An 18,016-nucleotide genomic window follows, 5' to 3' on the forward strand; every position below is an offset into this window, starting at 1 on the left:
GCCATGACCACCCGTCGAAGCTGGCTCGACCGCGTCGAGCGGCTGGGCAATGCGCTGCCCGATCCCGCCTTCATCTTCGTCGCGCTGATCCTCGTCGTCGTCGCGGCGTCGGCGATCGCGAGCGCGGCGGGGTGGAGCGCGATCAACCCGTCGACGGGCAAGTCGGTGGCGGTGGAGAGCCTTTTGTCGGCGGAGAACGTGCGCCGGTTGCTGGTCGACATGCCCAAGACGCTGACCGCGTTTCCACCGCTCGGCTTCGTGCTGGTGGTGATGATGGGCGCGGCGGTCGCGGAGCGTGCGGGGCTGTTCACGGTGCTGATCGGGCGTGCCGTCCGCAACCTGCCGGTGCGATGGCTGACGCCGGCGACCTATCTGGTCGGCGTGCTGTCGCACCATGCGGGCGACGCGCCATATGTGGTCCTGATTCCGCTGGCGGCGATCGTGTATGCGGAGGCGGGGCGGCATCCGCTGGCGGGGATCGCGGTGGCCTATGCGGGCATTTCGGGCGCGTTCGCGGGCAATCTGGTGCCGGGGCAGTTCGACGTGCTGATCCTGGGGATCACGCAGGCGGCGGCGCGGCTGCTGGTGGCGGACTATCCGCTCAACCCGCTGGGCAACTGGTGGTTCACCGCGACGCTGGGCCTCGTCCTGCTGCCGATCGTGTGGGTGGTGGCGGACCGGGTGGTGGAGCCGCGGCTGTCGCGGTGGCAGGCGGACGGGCCCGATGCGGACCTCGCCGCGCCGGTCGGCGTGCTGGACGACGCGCAGCGGCGCGGGCTGCGGCGGGCGGGCGTCGCGGCGCTGGTCGTCGTGGCGCTGTTCGCGGCGCTGGCGCTGGCGCCGGGGTTCCGCCCGCTGATCGACGAGACAGCGACCGGCGCGGCACGGCTGACGCCGTTCTACGGCGCGCTGATCGCGGCGTTCTTCCTGCTCTTCCTCGCCTGCGGCTGGGCCTATGGCGCGGCAGCGGGGACGATCGCGTCGCACCGCGACGTCGTCAGAATGATGGGGCACGGGATGCGCGACCTGGCCCCGTACATCGTCATCGTGTTCTTCGCGGCGCATTTCGTCGCGATGTTCGCCTGGTCCAACCTGGGGCCCGTCATGGCGATCAAGGGGGCGGCGACGCTGAAGGGCATGGCGCTGCCGCTGCCGTTGATGCTGGTCGTGCTGCTGCTGATGTCGTCGGTGTTCGACCTGCTGATCGGCTCCGCGAGCGCCAAGTGGAGCGTGATGGCGCCGATCGCGGTGCCGCTGCTGATGCTGCTGGGCGTGTCGCCCGAGATGACGACCGCGGCGTACCGGATGGGAGATTCGATCTTCAACATCGTGACGCCGGTGGCGTCGAACTTCGTGCTGGTGCTGGTGATGTGCCAGCGCTGGGCGAAGGGGTTCGGCGTCGGGTCATTGATCGCGATGATGCTGCCCTTTTCGATCGCGATCGGGGTGACGGGGCTGGCGCTGGTGGTCGGCTGGGTGACGCTGGCGCCGCCGACGGGGCCGGGCGCGCCCGTTTCGTACACGCTGCCGGTGGCGCGATGAGGATCGCCGATGCGATGGTGCCGATGCGCGACGGCGTGCGGCTGGCGACCGACGTGTATTTGCCGGCGGCGCACGCGGAGGGCATGCGCTGGCCGGTGCTTCTCGAGCGCACGCCGTACGACAAGCGCGCGGCGAACCACGGCGACCGCACGCGCGACGAGGCGGAGCCGCGGACCAAGCCCGAGATCGCGCGCTGGTTCGCCGAGGCGGGCTATGTCTTCGTCCTTCAGGACTGTCGCGGGCGCTATGCGTCGGAAGGGGTCTTCACCAAATATCTTTCGGAAGGGGAGGACGGGTTCGACACGCTGGCATGGTTGCGCGCGCAGCCCTGGTGCGACGGGCGGATCGGGACGCTGGGGCTGTCGTACGGCGCGCATGTGCAGGCCGCGCTCGCCTGCCTCGATCCGCCGGGGCTGGCGGCGATGTTCCTCGATTCGGGCGGGTTCTCGAGCGCGTATCACGGCGGCGCGCGGCAGGGCGGGGCGTTCGAGCTGAAGCAGCTGACCTGGGCGAGGAAGCACGCGCTGCTCGCACCCGAGACGCTGGCGGACCCGGCGCGGCGCGCGGCGCTGGAAGCGGAGGACATCGCCGCGTGGATCGGCAGGCGCTGGACGCGCGGGCACTCGCCGCTGGCGGCCGCGCCGGAGTATGAGAGCTATGTCGTCGAGCAGTGGGATCACGACCGGCTCGACGCGTTCTGGACGCGCATCGGCATCTATGCGCGCGGGTGGTACGACCGGTTCCCGGACGTGCCGCAGGTCCACATGTCTAGCTGGTACGATCCCTATTCGCAGACCGCGATCGACAATTTCACCGCGCTGGCGGCGACCAAGCGCGCGCCCGTCAGGCTGGTGCTGGGGCCATGGACGCACGGGCAGCGATCGGTGACGCATGCGGGGGACGTGGATTTCGGCCGCGACGCGCCGCTCGACGGGGCGGTGGGGCCGGATTACTTCACGCTGCGCCGCGACTGGTTCGACCGGCACATGCTGGGCCGCGACGCGCCCGAGCACCTGCCCGCGCCGGTGCGGATCTTCGTGATGGGGGGCGGGAGCGGGCGGCGGACCGGCGAGGGGCGGCTCGACCATGGCGGCGTCTGGCGCGACGAGCCGGCCTGGCCGATCGCGCGCGCGGTGGAGACCGTGCTGTATCTCCATCGCGGGGGGGCGCTGTCGCCCGCGGAGCCATCCGAGGGCGCGCCGCCGCTGGCGTACGACTTCGATCCGGCGGACCCGGTGCCGACGATCGGCGGGGCGATCGCCTCCGGCGCGCCGGTGATGGTCGCGGGCGCGTACGACCAGCGCGAGACCGAGGGGCTGTTCGGTGCGCGCGCGCCCGGCCGTCCGCTCGCCGAGCGTGCCGACGTGCTGGTGTTCGAGACCGCGCCGCTGGTGCGCGACGTCGAGGTAACGGGCAGCGCGATCGCGCACCTGTTCGTGTCGTCGTCCGCGGTCGACACCGATTTCACGATCAAGCTGGTCGACGTCCACCCGCCCAGCATGGACTATCCGCAGGGCTATGCGATGAACCTGGCGCATGGCATCCTGCGCACGCGGTTCCGCCGATCGTTCGAGACCCCGGAACCGATGGAGCCCGGCCACGTCCATGCGCTTGCCATCCCCGCCTTCCCGACGAGCAACCGGTTCTGCGCGGGGCACCGGATCCGCATCGAGGTGTCGAGCAGCAACTTCCCGCATTTCGACGTCAATCCGAACGTCGACTGGCGCGTGCCGGGCGCCGTGCCGCAGGTGGCGCGCAACGCGGTCCACGTCGATCGCGCGCACGCGTCGCATGTCGTGCTGCCCATCGTCCCGATCGTTTGAGGACGCGCGAAAGCGCGCGGTCCCCGGGCGGCCCCGGCCCGCTCCGCCACCCGCTTCGCCATACGGTATCCTGATGGCCAGTCGGGTGGGGGAACGGGCCGGTGTCGCGACAGGCGCTTCGGCGCATGTCCGGATGATGTCCGGAGCCGTTGCATGATCGGGGCGATCCGCCGGCCCGTCTCCTCGCTGGGGGTGCGCGCACTGACGGTGTTCGCGGAGGTGACGCGCACCGCCTCCGCGACCGCGGCGGCGCGGACGCTGGGGATGACGCAGCCCGGGGTGAGCCGGATCATCGCGCAGATCGAGGATGCGGTGGGGTTCGAGCTGTTCTACCGCGATCGCGGCAAGCTGGTGCCCACGAAGGACGGGCTGGCGCTGGCGCAGGAGGTCGAGCTCGCGCTGGCAGGGTTGCAGCGCGTCAACAGCCTGGCGGCGGACATCGCGACCTCGGCGACGGGCGAACTGCGGATCGTCGCGCCGCCCAGCTTCGCGGAAGGGCTGCTGCCGGACATCGTCGCGGGCTTTCTCGAGCGGTTTCCCGGTGTGCGGTTCAGCCTCGATTCGCGCAGCATCGAGACCGCCAAGTCGATGATCGCGACCCGCGTGGTCGATTGCGGCTTCATGAAGCTGCCGATCGACGACGAGGACCTGTCGTGTACGCCGCTGGTGTCGAGCGGGTCGGTGTGCGTGCTGTCGTGCGACCATCCGCTGGCCATCCACGAGACGCTGACGCCGGAGTTGCTGCGCGGCGTGCCGCTGATCCTGCTGGGGGCCGGGCGGCAATGGCGCGCGCAGGTCGACCAGTGTTTCGCCCAGTACCGGTTGCGCCCGACCGTCGGGATCGAGACGCATACCCATGGCTCGGCGTGCGCGCTGGCCGCGCGCGGCGTCGGCATTGCGGTCGTCAACGCGTTGCTCGCGCGCAGCTATGTCCGCGCGCCGCTGGTGGCGCGACGGTTCGTCCCGGACATCATCCACGACTATGCCTTCGTCGTGTCGTCGCGATCGGCGACCTCGACGTTGACGCAGGCGTTCCATGCGGCGGCGAAGGCGCATGTGGACCGCGCGACGGACGCCGCATCCGGCGGGATGGCGTGCACGGCGCCAAGCGCGCTATGATCGCACGACGGTTCCGCTCGACGTGACGGCTCCGCCGCCGCCTGACGTGCGCAGCGTGGCCGCCAAGGCCGGACGTGGTCCCGCAGCCGCCGCAACTTCAGGGACGTTTCCGACCGTCGATCGTGCCTAGAGAACGGCACCGATCGACTGGTCGAAATGCGCGTCCATGAGGGCGATGGCTGCCCCAGCGTCGCGGTCCGCGATCGCACGTGCGATGTTTTCATGCCGTTCCAGCACGATCCTGCGCGCTTCGTCGGTCTGGCGGGTTTCCCATGCGACCGGGACCGCGACGGTCATCATCGGCTCGAACGAGCGGACGATCTGGAGGAACAGCGCGTTGCCGCTGGCGCGTGCGATCGCCTGGTGGAAGACGATATCGTGACGGGTCACCTCGGCGATGTCCGTCGCGGTCGCCATCGCGCGCGCGGAGGACAGGATGATGGCGACATCGGCGTCGCTGCGGCCGCGCGCGGCGAGTTCGGCGGTGCGCAGTTCCAGCGTGCGGCGGACGTCCCACACTTCCCCAACCGAGACCTGCGCGGTCGCGACGGCGTGATCGAGCGAGGTGCCCATCACCGATCCGTCGATCGCGCCCACGCGCGCGCGCCGGCCGTTCGCGACATCGATCAGCCGGAGCGCGGCGAGCGCGCCGAACGCCTCGCGCATCACCGCGCGGCTGACGCCCAGTTCGGTCGCGAAATGCCCCTCGCCCGGCAGCGTATCGCCGACCTTGAGGTCCTGGCTACGGATATGGTCGCGGACGCGGCGGACCGCGCGATCGACCAGCGAGCCGCCGTCCTCGAGGCGATCCACCGTCTTCACGCCGCCGCCTGCAGCGCACGGAGACGCGTCGGCGGGACGCCGAAGCGGCGCGCGAAGGCCCGGGTGAAGCTGGCGTTGTTCTGGTAGCCGCAGCGATAGCCGATCGCGGAGACGGGCAGGTCGGTCGCCAGCAGCAGCCCGTGCGCGCCCGACAGCCGCTTGTCCGCGATCGCGTCCGCGACGGTCGAGCCGAACATCTGGCGGAACCCGCGGGTGAGCTTGGCGCGGTTGAGCCCGCAGGCGCGCGCGACCGAATCGAGCGTCAGCTTCTCCTGCCAGCGATCGTCGATCAGCCGCCGCGCCGCCGCCAGGCGCGCCGCGTCGAGTTCCGAGAGGTCGCCCGCGCCATCGGCGGGGATCAGTGCGTCCCGATGCAGGCACGCGATGCTCGCGCACAGCAGTTCTATGCTCTTGGCGAGGCGCAGCGTCGTCCGTGCGGGCTCGGGCAGCGGGCAGTCGCGCAGCGCCAGCACCAGCGTGCGCAGCTCGCTCGGCAGATGCCAGACTGCGGCGGCGTCGGGCAGGACACCGAAGATCCGCGTGCACGCTGCGGGGGTGACCGCGAGGACGACGACGGCCTCGTCGCCGTCGCGCGCGCGTCCCGAGGCTATGGTGGCGGGCCTGTCGCTGCCGCCGAGATCGAAGCGCAGCGTGACCGCCGCGTCGAGCCACGCGTCAGGCTCGACCAGGCCGGGGCCGACGAAAGCGAGCATTTCGGGCGAAACGTCGATCCGCTGTTTGGGCGTGACCGTCATGATCCTCTCCTCCGTTGAGGTCGGGGCATCATGCACCTTTCCGAAAGGTCGTCAATCGCTATCCGATAGGTCGGCCGTGGCGGATAGCGGCGCGGTACGGATCGCGACGACGAATGCGACGACCGAGAGCAGGCTGGTCGTGACCCCCACCATCGCGAGCGCAGGGCCGAGATGCGCCTCGCCGCCGAGCAGCGTGCTGGTCCACGTCACCAGCGAGGGCGCGATGCCGAAGCCGATCAGCCCCGCGATCGCGATGAACGCGCCGATGCACAGCCCGCGCAGCTCGTTGGGGATCAACACGGTCAGCGCGACCGAGGTGATGAGCCCGGTGACCGCGCCGCACAGCGTGAGCAGGCCGAGCAGGATCGCGAACCACGTCACGCTCGCGCCGACCGGGAACAGCGCGGCAGGGACGCCGAGCGCGGCGGCGATTAGCGCGCCGATCAGCAGGCCGCCGCGGATGCCGCTCTTCTGCCCGATATCGGCGGCGAACCCGCCGAGGATCGTTCCGCCCAGCCCGCTGACGAGGATCAGCGCACCCATCCATCCCGCGAAGTCGCCCGGCTGCAACCCGTAGTGGCGCGAGAGCACCGGCGCGGCCCAGACCAGCGCGGCATTGTCCGCCATCACCACCGCGACCTGTCCGACGAATAGCGGGATCAGGAAGCGGCGGCGCGACCAGAGCTCGCGCGCCAGCACCGCGAAGGGCGCGTGGACGCTGGCGGCGACCTCGCGCCGCGCGGGCTCGCGGAGCAGCAGCAGCGGGAGGATCAGCGCGAGGCTGAGCAGCGCGAGCACCGCATGCGTCGCGCGCCACGGCGCCATTCCCGTGAAGACCGGAATCGCGCCGGTCGCGGACAGCCCGAACAGCCAGCCGCCCAGCGCGAACGCGGCGGCGATGCCTGCGGTCTTGCCGAGATTGACGATCAGCATCGCGCGCCCGCGCTGTGCCGGCAGGCACAGGTCGGCGGTCAGCGACAGCGCGGCGGTGAGCGCGCCGGTGGTGCCGGTCGCGGTCAACACGCGCGCGGCGAACAGCATCGCGGTGCCGGTGGCGACTGCGGTGAGGGCGGTGCCGACCGTCCAGACGAGCGCCAGCGCGATCATCAGCCGTACGCGGTGGACCCGGTCGACCAACAGGCCGACCGGGATCGAACACACGACGAGCGCCAGCGCGGCGCTCGCGCCCTGAATCAGGCCGAGCATCGTGTCGCTCAGCCGCAGCTCCGCCTTGACGCTTTCCTGTACCGTCGCGAACGATCCCATCATCGCGAAGCCGATCGTCATCGCCAGCGTCAGCGCGAGCAGCGACGGCATCGCCCGACCGAATCCGGTGGCGGGGAGCGGTGGTGCGAGCGTGGCCATCAGCCGAGCGCCCGGCGCAGCGCATCGACGCGTTGCGCCTGCGCACGATCGGCGACGCCGGGGCCGGGTAGCAGATCGAACCCGTGGAACGCACCGGGATGGACGTGGAGTTCGGTCGGCACGCCGGCGGCGATCAGGCGGCGGGCATAGTCGATATCCTCGTCGACGAAGAGATCGAGCGCGCCGGTCATCAGGAAGGTCGGCGGCAGCCCGGTCAGGTCGTCGGCACGCGCCGCGGCGGCATAGGGCGAGACGCCGTCGCCCCCCGGCGCGTGCCCGAGCAGCGCCTGCCAGCCGAAGCGGTTGTTGTGCGGGGTCCAGATGAATTCGCCCGCATAAGCGTGCGGCGGCGCGATGCAGGTGCGGTCGTCGATCATCGGATAGGTCAGGTGCTGGAAGGCGAGGCGGATGTCGCTGCGGTCGCGCGCCATCAGCGCGAGCGCCGCGGCAAGCCCGCCGCCCGCACTCTCGCCCATCACGCCGATCCGCGCGGGGTCGATGCCGAGTTCGCGGGCATGCGCATGCGTCCAGGCGAGGCCGGCGTAGCAATCCTCGATCGCGCCAGGGAAGACCGTCTCGGGCGCGAGGCGATAGTCGACCGAGACGATGACGCACGCGAGCGCGGCGGCGAGCGGGCGGTGGAAGGCCTCGAGGTCTTTCGCCGCGCCGCCGACATAGCCGCCGCCATGGATGTGATAGATGCAGCCAAGCGGGCCGGCGGCGTCGCGCGGGCGATAGATGTGGAGCGCGATGTCGGGCGCGCCGGCGGGGCCGGGGACGGTGCGGCGTTCCAGATCGACGCCGCTGTCGGGGGCGGGGGGCAGCGGGAGTTCGCGCGCGCGAAGGTCCGCGAGGCTTTCGGCGGTGAGCGTCACGGCCGGCCACGCGTCGAGCAGCGGGCGGAGTTGCGGGTCGACGAGGGGGAGGCTGGTCATGGGATCGGCTCCAGAAATGCAACGGCTCTTCGGCAAGGGTCCGTCGACCCGGACCTGTTCCGAGGGAGGGAAGAGAGGAGGCTACGCTCCACCGCTCACAGCGAAAAGATCTTGCCCGGGTTCATCAGGTTCAGCGGATCGAGCGCGCGCTTGATCGTCCGCATCGTGTCGACCGCGTCGCCCAACTCCGCGACCAGCCAGTCCTGCTTGCCGATGCCGATGCCGTGTTCGCCGGTGCAGGTGCCGTCCATCGCGATCGCGCGTTCGACGAGGCGGCGGTTGATCGCTTCCACCTCCGCGAATTCGTGCGGCGCCTGCGGGTCGATCGAGAAGATGACGTGGAAATTGCCGTCGCCCACATGGCCGAGGATCGCCGCGGGGACGGTGCCCGCGTCGATGTCCGCGCGGGTCGCGAGGATGCATTCGGGCAGGCGGCTGATCGGCACGCAGACGTCGGTGGTCCAGCCGACCGCGCCGGGGCGGACGTTGACCGCGGCGTAATAGGCCTCGTGCCGCGCCTTCCACAGCCTTGCGCGCTCCTCGGGCTGGTTCGACCAGGCGAACGCGCCGCCGCCGTTCGCCTCCGCGAGCGCGGCGACGATCTCGACCTGCTCGGCGACGCCGGCGGGTGAGCCGTGGAACTCGAAGAACAGCGTGGTGACTTCGGGATAATCGAGCTTCGACCAGCGGTTGACCGCCGCCATCTGCTTGTCGTCGAGGATCTCGACGCGTGCGAGCGGGACGCCCGACTGGATCGACTGGACGACGGTGTCGACCGCGCCCTGCAACGTGGCGAACCCGCAGACCGCGGACGAGATCGTCTCCGGAATCGGATGCAGCCGCAACGTCACCTCGGTGACGATCCCCAGCGTCCCCTCCGCGCCGACGAACAGGCGCGTGAGGTCGTAGCCTGCCGCCGACTTGCGTGCGCGCGTGCCGGTGCGGATCACGGTGCCGTCGGCGGTGACGACGGTGAGGGACAGCACTGCCTCGCGCATCGTGCCGTAGCGGACCGCGTTGGTCCCGCTCGCGCGCGTCGACGCCATGCCGCCGATCGTCGCGTTGGCGCCGGGATCGATCGGGAAGAACAGCCCCGTATCGCGCAGATGCGCGTTGAGTTCCTCGCGGCGCACGCCCGCCTGGACGGTGCAGTCGAAATCCTCGGCATTGACCGCGACGATCGCGTCCATCCGCGACAGGTTGATGCTGACCCCGCCGTTCACCGGCAGCGCATTGCCCTCGATCGAGGTGCCCGCGCCGAACGGCACGATCGCGACGCCCGCCGCGACGCACAGCCGGACGCAGTCGACGACCTCCGCGGTCGAGGCAGCGAAGACGACCGCGTCGGGCAGCGCCTCGGCGAAATGCGCCTCGCTGGTGCCGTGCTGGCGGCGGATGCCTTCACTCGTCGCGAGCGCGTCGCCGAACCGCTGGCGCAGCGCCGCGACGAGCGCCGCGTCGAGCGGCGGGCGAGCAGGGGCGACCGCGTGCATCATCAGAACCGCACCGTGCCGCGGATGCCGACGCGGCGGCGCGGCGACTGGATCGCGAGGTTCGAGACGAGCGGCGCAGGGAGGCCGGCGCGGCGCAGCAGCGACGCGTCGAGATAGGTCTCGACATAGTTCTCGTCGAACAGGTTGGTCGCGAAGGCCGCGACCTCGAGCGGCCCGGCCTGCCACGCGACCGACGCATTGACGAGGTGATAGGCGTCGAGCACCGGCACCGACGCGGCGTCGAGCGACCCGCCGGTCCGACGCCCCTTCGCGACCACGTTGGCGTCGAGCACGATCGCCTGGTCGCGGTGGAACGGCACGCGCAGGTTGGAGCCGATCGAATAGTTCGCGTCGGGCACGAAGAGAAGCCGATCGCCGGGATAGGCATAGCCCGTCGTTGCGCGGAACTGGCTCGAATCGGTCACGCGCGCGTGGAGCAGCGTGGCGTTGGCGTAGACGCGCCACGCGTCGCTGACGTTGAAGCTCAGCTCGGCCTCCGCGCCATAGCTCTCGACGTTGCCCGAATTGAGGTTGATCGCGACGAAGCCGACCGGCTGGCCGGTCGCGGGGTTGCGGATGGTCGAGGGCGCCAGCGCGTTGGCGCCGATGAAATCCTTGTAGTCGTTGTAGAAGGCGGCGACGTTGGCGGTCAGGCGCCCGCCGAATGCGCTGGCCTTCGATCCGATCTCGTAGGTCCAGACGCTGTCGCCCTTGTAGATCAGGTTGGGTGCGCCGGGGCCGTTCTGCCCGCCGCCGCGCACGCCGCGCGCGACCGACGCATAGGTCATGAAGGTGGGCGTCCAGCGCTTCGTCAGCGTCGCGCGCGGCTGCCATTCGTTCGCCTCGTACGCGGCGGGAAGCCCCGAGGTCGATGCGGAGAGCTTCTGGTGATCGAACCGGATCCCGACCGCGAGGTCCAGCCCGTCGCCGAAGTTCAGGAAGCCGGTGGCGAAGCCTGCGATGTTCTCGTTCTTCGACGTCGCCGATCCGGGCACGGTCAGGCTCGCGGGGACGACCGTGGTGGTGGTGGTGCTGGCGGTCGTCGAGCGGCTGTAGAACGCGCCGACCAGCGTCGAGAAGCGCTCGCTCCACTTGGTATCGAGGCGGATCTCGCCGGTGCGGGTCTTGAGCGTGCGGCTGACGGTGGAGCGGAAGAAGTCGATCGGGCTGTAGTCCGCGTCGCCTGCGCCGTTCGTGTCGCTCTGGTTGTACGCGCCGATCGCGGTGATCGTGGTGTTCAGGCTGTCGATGTCGAACTCGCCCTTCAGATTGGCGGCGTAATAGTCGATCGTGCCGAGGCTCAGCTGGTTGGTGCGGCCGTCGAGCGTATAGTCGCGCGGGCCGCGAACGTTGAAGTACGGCGTCGATCCGCCGAACACGCGATCATAGCCGCCGTTGAGCGTGAAGCGCGCCCAGCTGGCGGGCACGAAGCGGATCGTGCCGTTGACGCTCTTGCTCTCCATCGGATTCTGGTTGCCGCCCGCGAGCAGGTTGCGCTGGAACCCGTCCTCCGTGTGGTACGCCGCGCCGATGCGGAACTGGAGCACGTCGTCGATGATCGGGCCGGAGATGCTGCCGGACACGGAGGCGTAGTTGTCACCCGCGGCGAGCGCACCGTCGATGCGGCCCTGCCACTCGTTCGAGGGCTGGCGGGTGACGACGTTGATCGCGCCGCCCAGCGTGTTGTTGCCGAACAGCGTGCCCTGCGGCCCGCGCAGCACTTCCACGCGCGCGACGTCGACGAGCGGCGAGTTGAGATAGGTGGTGTTGGGCTGGTAGATGCCGTCGATGAAGATGCCGACGCCGGGCTGCACCGTGTCGATCAGCGTGGTGCCGACGCCGCGGATCGACACGAAGGCGCGTCCGACCGAGTCCGAGTTGATGTTGAGCCCCGGCGTATAGGCCGCGACGTCGCGGACGACGACCAGCTGCTGCTGCTTGATTGCATCGCCAGAGATCGCGGTGACCGCGATCGGCACGTCCTGCAACCGCTCCTCGCGGCGGCGGGCGGTGACGACGATGTCCGAACTGGCGGGATCGGTTTCGGCGCCCGTGTCCGCCTGCGGATCGGCGGGGGTGCCCTGGTTGGTGGTCTGCGCGCCCTGCGGCTCGGCGGATTGCGCCGACGCGATGGCAGGCCATGCGAGCGTCAGGGCGGTGGACAATGCGAGCAGCGAACGACGACGCATGGGGAACCTCTCCGGAAACGGCGGATCGATTCGTCCACCTGTCAGACAGGTATGCGGTGTTCGAGAGCTATCGGAAAGGTCCGGCGACTATGCCGATCGGCTCCGGCGCTTGCCCTACCAGCAGGAATAGCCGCCATCGACCGCGACGATGCTGCCCGTCATCAGGCTGGCGGCGTCCGAGGCGAGGAACTGGACTAACGAGGCGACTTCGTACGCCTCGCCGAGCCGGGCTTGCGGCGTGCCGTCGATCCAGCGGCGGTACATCTCGCTTGTCTGGTCGGCGAAGGCGTTGAGCGGGGTCGCGATATAGGTGGGCGCGACCGCGTTGACGCGCACGCCGCGCCCCGCCCATTCGGCGGCGAGGCTCCTGGTCAGCTGATGCACCGCGGCCTTGGACGCGTTGTAGTAGCTTTGCGGCTGCGGCCGGTTGACGACGAAGCCCGACATCGAGCCGATGTTGACGATCGACCCGCGACCCGTCGCCAGCATGTGACGGCCGAAGGCGCGGGCGCACCAGAAGGTGCCGTTGAGGTTGACGTCGAGGACGTTGAGCCAATGCTCGTCGGCGACGTCTTCCGCGGCGGTTTCGCTGCGTGCGATGCCGGCGTTGTTGACGAGGATCTCGGTGCCTTGCGCGCGATCGGCGGCGGCGGTGACCGCGGCGGAGTCCGTCACGTCGAGCACGACGCCCTCGACCGCGTGACCTTTCGCACGCAACGCATCAACGCCGCGCGCGAGCAGCGCCGCGTCGCGGTCCGCGATTGTCACCGATGCGCCGAACTCCGCGAGCGCATCGGCACAGGCCCAGCCGATCCCCTGCGCGCCGCCCGTGACGAACGCGGCGCGGCCATCGAGCCTGAGGCGATTGGCGTACATCCGAGGTTCCGTCATGGCAGGAAGGGGGCGGCGGGCATCGGCGGCTCGTACGCCGCGGCGCCCGCGGCGATGCGATAGACCTGTCGGGTCTCGCGATCGAACGGATCCCATGGCAGCGACCCGTCGCGTGCGAAATCGACCCACAGCCGGTGCATTCGCGTCGCGATCGCCTGTGGCGGGGCCTCGCCGAGCAGGCCTTCGGGGCCGCTGGCGCAGGCGAGCGCGTCGAACACGAACGGCACGTCGACCGCGTGTGCCGCGCCCAGCTCGCCGCCGAACGCGGGCGAGCGCCATTCGAGTTCGTAGACGTGCGTGCGTCCGCGATGCTCCTCGGCGAAGCGGCGCGCGGGCCAGCGGAAGACGAGATCGGTCATCGCATCGGTCAGCGCGCGCCCGGCGGGGCGCTTGCCAGCGCCATAGGCGTTCAGCGCAGCCCATGCCCGCGGCTGCGACTTGCGCAGCACCAGCCACGACAGAAGCCGCCCGATCTTGTCGCGCACGCCGGACGGCACGAGATAGAGGTTCATCTCCTCGGCGTTGGTGCCGATCAGCACCTGGACGCCCGCGCCGGCGCCGGCGCGCAGCGCGTCGAGCGGCGGCACCGGGAGGACGTCGTCGCCGTGTACCGGCACGAAGCGGCTGATCCCGAACACCGGTTCGCGTCCGTCCGCGCCGCGCAGGTCGATCCGCGCGGTCGGGAGCGACACCGTCTCGATCGCGTCGAGCACCGCCTCTGGAGGGACTCCGGCGAACCCGTCGCGCGTCGGTGCGACGCCGAGCCGCTTTGCGAGCTTCGTCACCAGCCGCTGCATCGTGCCGATGCTCCGCGTCATGCCGCCATGCCCGCTCTGGACGATCGCGCGCGCGAACAGGCCTTCCGCGAGCGGCGACGTGACGAGATCGGCGATCGCCATCGCGCCCGCGGACTCGCCGAACACGGTGACGTTCCCGGGGTCGCCGCCGAACCGCGATATCTCCGCGCGGACCCATGCGAGCGCGGCGATGACGTCGCGCAGGCCAAGGTTGGTCGGCACGCCCGGAATGGGCAGGAACCCGTCGATGCCGAGCCGGTAGTTGATCGCGACGCACACGACGCCGTCGTGCGCGAAGGTCGCACCGTCCTGTACCGGCGCGTCCTTGCTGCCGATCACGAACCCGCCGCCATGGACGAACACCATGACGGGCAGCGCGGTCGATCCGTTCGCGGGCCGCCAGACGTTGAGCGTCAGATAGTCGTCCCCCTCGATCCAGCCGCTGCCGATCAGCGCCTCGACGTCGAGCCCGGGGACGGACTTGATCCGCTGCGGCGCGTTCGCGCCCGGTTCGGCGACATCGCGCACGCCTGTCCAGGGCAAAGGCGGTGCGGGCGCGGCGAATCGGCGGTCTTCGACGGGCGGCGCGGCGTACGGAATGCCGATGAAGCGGTCGACGCCGTCCCGCGTCCGCCCGCGCAGCGTGCCCGCGGTGACGCGGACGATCGGACCCTCATTCTCGTGCAATGCCATGGCGCGACCCTACAGCGTCCGTGGCGCGGAGGCGCGGCGGCTCGCTGTGCGGAGTTGCTCGCACGCTGTGCCGATGCGTCGCGCGGGCGGATCGCGCCTTGCCAGCCGCGGCGGGACCTGTGCCGATGCCCGTGTCGATGGGAGACGAAGCGCGGTGCACGGACATATCGGGAGGATCGGCGTCGGACTGCTTGTCGCACTGCTCGCGATCGTCGCGATCGGCGTCGCGATCGTCGTCGTCCAGGGGCGACGGACCCCGCCGGGGCGCCCGGATTATGTCGCGCTCGGCAGTTCGTTTGCCGCCGGGGCGGGGCTCGGCGCGCTTGAGCCCGGCAGCCCCACGCTATGCGCGCGCAGTGTCGGGGGCTATCCGCAGCAGCTGGCGCGGCAGCGCGGTCTCGCGCTCGTCGACATGAGTTGCGGCGGCGCGGTGGCTCCCCACCTGCTCCACGGCGGCCAGTATTTTCAGGGGCCGCAGGTCCGCACCATCACCCCCCGGACCCGGCTCGTCACGATCACTGTCGGCGGGAACGATGTCGGCTATGTCTCCGACCTCTCGCTGCTGGCAGCGCGGCGCACCGATACGCTGTTCGGGCGGCTTGTCCGCGTGGCCTGGCATGGCCCGCGGATGCCGGCCGGGCGAGGCTATGCACGGTTGCAGGCCGATCTCGTCGCGACGATCCGCGCCGTCCATGCGGCCGCGCCGGAGGCGATCGTCGTCGTCGCCACCTACCCCGCGATCCTGCCGCGATCGGGCACCTGCGCGGTGCTGCGCCTGGACGTGCGCGAAGCCGATGCGATGCGCCAGGTCGGCGACAGGCTTGCCGCAGTCACGCGATCGGCGGCACGCGCGGGCGGTGCGGTGCTGGTCGACATGCACGGTCTTGGCCACGCGCACCACGCGTGTGCGGCCGAGCCATGGACCCGCGGCTGGACGAACGGCGGAATCGCGCCGTTCCATCCGACCGCGGCCGGTGCGGCGGCAACCGCCCGCGCGATTTCCGCCAGGCTGCGGTAACGCGCGGTTTGCGGGCCGGCCATGGCGTAAATCACGCAGGCACGCGCGATTTCCGGTCTTCTGATCGGAGTACAATCCGTGCATGGGCCGCGGCGGCTGGAGCGACGTCTCCTTCCCGCCCGATCCTTGCAAAGGCTTCCTTCCGAATGCGTCGCTGTCTTGCCTCGTCGATCGCATTCCTGTTGCCGGCGGCGGCATCGGCGCAGGAAGCGCCGGCGCCCGATATCGTCGTGCTGGGTGCGGGGCTGCCGCTGCCGCCCGGAACCCCCGCTTATGGTGTCTCGATCATCGACCGCGGGCGGCTGACAGGTGACGCGTCTGACCGCGTGGAGACCGTGCTGAAGGACGTGGCGGGGTTCCAGCAGTTCCGCCGATCCGACAGCCGCTCGGCGAACCCGTCGGCACAGGGCGTGACGCTCCGCGCGCTGGGCGGCAACGCGTCGAGCCGCGCGCTGGTGCTGCTCGACGGGGTGCCGCTGGCGGATCCGTTCTTCGGCTATATCCCGTTCAACGCGCTGTCGGGAGATCGGCTGGCGGCCGTGCGGATCACGCGCGGGGGCGGCGCTGGCGCGTTCGGGGCGGGAGCGGTGGCGGGCACCGTCGAGATGGTGAGCGCGACGCGCGCCGACCTGCCGCGCTACGCCGCCACCGCATCCTATGGGAGCAACGACGCGATGAGCGTGGCGGGGGCGGTGTCGCCCGATCTGGGGTCCGGATTCGCGACGCTGTCGGGGCGGTTCGAGCGCGGCGACGGGTTCTTCACGACGCCAGAGACACAGCGCGTGCCCGCGTCGGTGCGCGCGCGGTATCGCGACTGGTCGGTCGGGCTGCGCGCCGTGGCGCCGATCGATGCGCGAACCGAGGTCCAGGCACGGGCGCTGGTCTATGACGATCACCGCACGCTCCGGTTTCGCGGCGCGGACAGTGCCTCGCAGGGGCAGGACGCCAGCGTCCGCCTGGTGCACCGGGGCGACTGGCAGGTCGATGCGCTGGCCTATGTGCAGGCGCGCAACTTCTCCAACACGGTCATCAGCGCGACGAACTATCGCCGGACGCTCGACCAGCGCAATACGCCCTCGACCGGGATGGGCGGCAAGATCGAGCTGCGCCCGCCGGTCGGCGCGGATCACGTGCTGCGCGTCGGTGTCGATGCGCGGGCGGGCGAGGGCTGGCTGGCCGAGGATGCGTACAGCACCGTCACAGGCAGGATTACCACGTCGCGCACCGCGGGTGGACGCACGAGCACGACCGGCGTGTTCGTCGAGGACGACTGGACGATCGGGCGGCTGGTGCTGACTGGCGGACTGCGCGGCGATCGCTGGACGATCACCGACGGCGCCTTCCGCGAGACGAGTGCGGCGGGCGTTACGACCAGCGACCAGCGCTATGCGAACCGCGACGGGGTGGCGGCGACCGGGCGTGCGGGTGCGCTGCTGCGTGCGAGCGAGGCGGTCGCGCTGCGGGCGGCGGCCTATACCGGGTTCCGGCTGCCGACGCTCAATGAGCTGTACCGGCCGTTCGTCGTCTTCCCGTTGACGACGCAGGCGAACGCCGCGCTGCGCAACGAGACGCTGCGCGGCGCGGAGGGCGGGGTGGACCTGACCCCCGCGCGGGGAGTGAGGATCGGGGCCACGGCCTTCTGGAACCGGCTGGGCGACGCGATCGCCAACGTGACCATCGCGCCCGACCTGCGCCAGCGCCGCAATGTCGATGCAGTGGTCGCCAAGGGCATCGAGCTCACCGCGCGGATGGCGCGCGGGGCGGTGACGCTCGACGGATCCTATGCGTTCAGCGATGCGCGGGTCCGGGCATCGGGCCCGTCCATGGGACTGGACGGGTTCGTCCCGGCGCAGAGCCCGCGCCATTCCGCCAGCGCGACGCTGGGCTGGGCGCCGGTCGCGGGTGCGCTGCTGTCGGGGACGATCCGCTATGTCGGGCGGCAGTTCGAGGACGATCTGCAGGCCGACATGCTGCGCGACGCGCTGACCGTGGATGCGATCGCGCGCGTCGGGCTGACCCGGCACGTCGCGGTCGTCGCGCGGGCGGAGAATCTGTTCGACGCGACGGTCGTGACCCGCAACCAGGCGGGCTCGATCGACCTCGGCACGCCGCGCACGCTGTGGATCGGCCTGAGGCTGAACTGACGCGATGCCGGTCCCCGCGGGCTGGCGGATGCGCGGCCCTTTGATGGCAAGGGAGCACGGCGACGTGGATGTCCAGCGCGGGTATCGGAAGAATAGCCTGAACCAGTACAGGACCGCCGGTCCGGCGTCGTTCGGCTATGAAGGGCGCGGCACCCGGACGTCGTCGTCGACGCCGCAGGGGGCGATCCGGTCTCGGTATACGGTCGACAACCTTCTCGCGCAGACGCCTGGGGGGCTTTGGTTTACGATCCGCTCGACCGGCTGTTCAGCCAGGAGGCGACGTCGAACATGCTTCGCTGCCGCGGCGACCAGTTGGCGACCAAGCAGTGGGAAGCGACCGACAGACTTACACGGACCGCAGCTCAGCCGCACTGGCCGCGTGGCAGATGCGTGCGAGCTGGCTGCCGCACCCGAAGCCCGGCACGCATCC

Annotated in this window: 13 protein-coding genes; 5 read left to right on the forward strand and 8 right to left on the reverse strand. The window is 70.8% G+C overall.

Going from position 1 to position 18,016, the window contains the following annotated elements; all coding sequences use genetic code 11:
• The first annotated feature begins 3 nt into the window (after positions 1-3).
• The 3 genes from ACV7NO_RS04625 to ACV7NO_RS04635 all read left to right on the forward strand — a co-directional run bounded on the left by ACV7NO_RS04625 (position 4) and on the right by ACV7NO_RS04635 (position 4,484).
• Entirely contained in the window at positions 4-1,542 is a 1,539-nt protein-coding gene (locus ACV7NO_RS04625; RefSeq protein ID WP_463404848.1) for an AbgT family transporter, read from the forward strand.
• Complete coding sequence (locus ACV7NO_RS04630) at positions 1,539-3,365, forward strand: CocE/NonD family hydrolase (protein WP_463404849.1); 1,827 nt, start codon at positions 1,539-1,541, stop codon at positions 3,363-3,365. Before ACV7NO_RS04625 ends, ACV7NO_RS04630 begins: the two co-directional genes overlap by 4 nt.
• Before the next feature lie 153 nt (positions 3,366-3,518).
• Positions 3,519-4,484 carry a LysR substrate-binding domain-containing protein gene (locus tag ACV7NO_RS04635; RefSeq protein WP_463404850.1) on the forward strand — a complete coding sequence of 322 codons (966 nt, stop codon included), beginning with the start codon at positions 3,519-3,521 and terminating at the stop codon, positions 4,482-4,484.
• Between the two features lie 126 nt (positions 4,485-4,610).
• Here ACV7NO_RS04635 and ACV7NO_RS04640 read toward each other — a convergent pair whose 3' ends face one another.
• From ACV7NO_RS04640 to ACV7NO_RS04675, 8 genes are all read right to left on the reverse strand, one after another.
• Complete coding sequence (locus ACV7NO_RS04640; protein WP_463404851.1) at positions 4,611-5,306, reverse strand: FadR/GntR family transcriptional regulator; 696 nt, start codon at positions 5,304-5,306, stop codon at positions 4,611-4,613.
• Complete coding sequence (locus ACV7NO_RS04645; protein ID WP_463404852.1) at positions 5,303-6,061, reverse strand: helix-turn-helix domain-containing protein; 759 nt, start codon at positions 6,059-6,061, stop codon at positions 5,303-5,305. The genes ACV7NO_RS04640 and ACV7NO_RS04645 overlap by 4 nt, the downstream gene beginning before the upstream one ends.
• Before the next feature lie 51 nt (positions 6,062-6,112).
• Positions 6,113-7,426: an MFS transporter gene (locus ACV7NO_RS04650; protein ID WP_463404853.1), complete on the reverse strand. Its 1,314-nt coding sequence runs from the start codon at positions 7,424-7,426 to the stop codon at positions 6,113-6,115.
• Positions 7,426-8,361, reverse strand: a complete 936-nt coding sequence (locus tag ACV7NO_RS04655) for an alpha/beta hydrolase (protein WP_463404854.1) — start codon at positions 8,359-8,361, stop codon at positions 7,426-7,428. The genes ACV7NO_RS04650 and ACV7NO_RS04655 overlap by 1 nt, the downstream gene beginning before the upstream one ends.
• 95 nt (positions 8,362-8,456) lie before the next feature.
• Positions 8,457-9,854 (reverse strand): FAD-binding oxidoreductase, encoded by a 1,398-nt coding sequence (locus ACV7NO_RS04660; protein WP_463407279.1) that lies wholly within the window; start codon positions 9,852-9,854, stop codon positions 8,457-8,459.
• 2 nt (positions 9,855-9,856) lie between these two features.
• On the reverse strand, positions 9,857-12,043 hold the full coding sequence (locus ACV7NO_RS04665; RefSeq protein WP_463404855.1) for a TonB-dependent receptor: 2,187 nt from the start codon (positions 12,041-12,043) through the stop codon (positions 9,857-9,859).
• Positions 12,044-12,157: 114 nt separating this feature from the next.
• Complete coding sequence (locus ACV7NO_RS04670) at positions 12,158-12,919, reverse strand: SDR family NAD(P)-dependent oxidoreductase (RefSeq protein WP_463404856.1); 762 nt, start codon at positions 12,917-12,919, stop codon at positions 12,158-12,160.
• An 11-nt stretch (positions 12,920-12,930) separates the two neighbouring features.
• Complete coding sequence (locus tag ACV7NO_RS04675; RefSeq protein ID WP_463404857.1) at positions 12,931-14,424, reverse strand: carboxylesterase/lipase family protein; 1,494 nt, start codon at positions 14,422-14,424, stop codon at positions 12,931-12,933.
• Positions 14,425-14,578: 154 nt separating this feature from the next.
• Between ACV7NO_RS04675 and ACV7NO_RS04680 the strand changes: the two genes are divergently transcribed.
• Both ACV7NO_RS04680 and ACV7NO_RS04685 read left to right on the forward strand, forming a co-directional pair.
• The gene (locus tag ACV7NO_RS04680) at positions 14,579-15,442 is read left to right on the forward strand and encodes an SGNH/GDSL hydrolase family protein (RefSeq protein ID WP_463404858.1); all 864 of its coding nucleotides are present in this window, start codon (positions 14,579-14,581) and stop codon (positions 15,440-15,442) included.
• 146 nt (positions 15,443-15,588) lie between these two features.
• Positions 15,589-17,586 (forward strand): TonB-dependent receptor, encoded by a 1,998-nt coding sequence (locus tag ACV7NO_RS04685; RefSeq protein ID WP_463404859.1) that lies wholly within the window; start codon positions 15,589-15,591, stop codon positions 17,584-17,586.
• Positions 17,587-18,016: the final 430 nt, after the last annotated feature.

The sequence above is a fragment of the Sphingomonas sp. Ell38C01 genome (assembly GCF_055231975.1).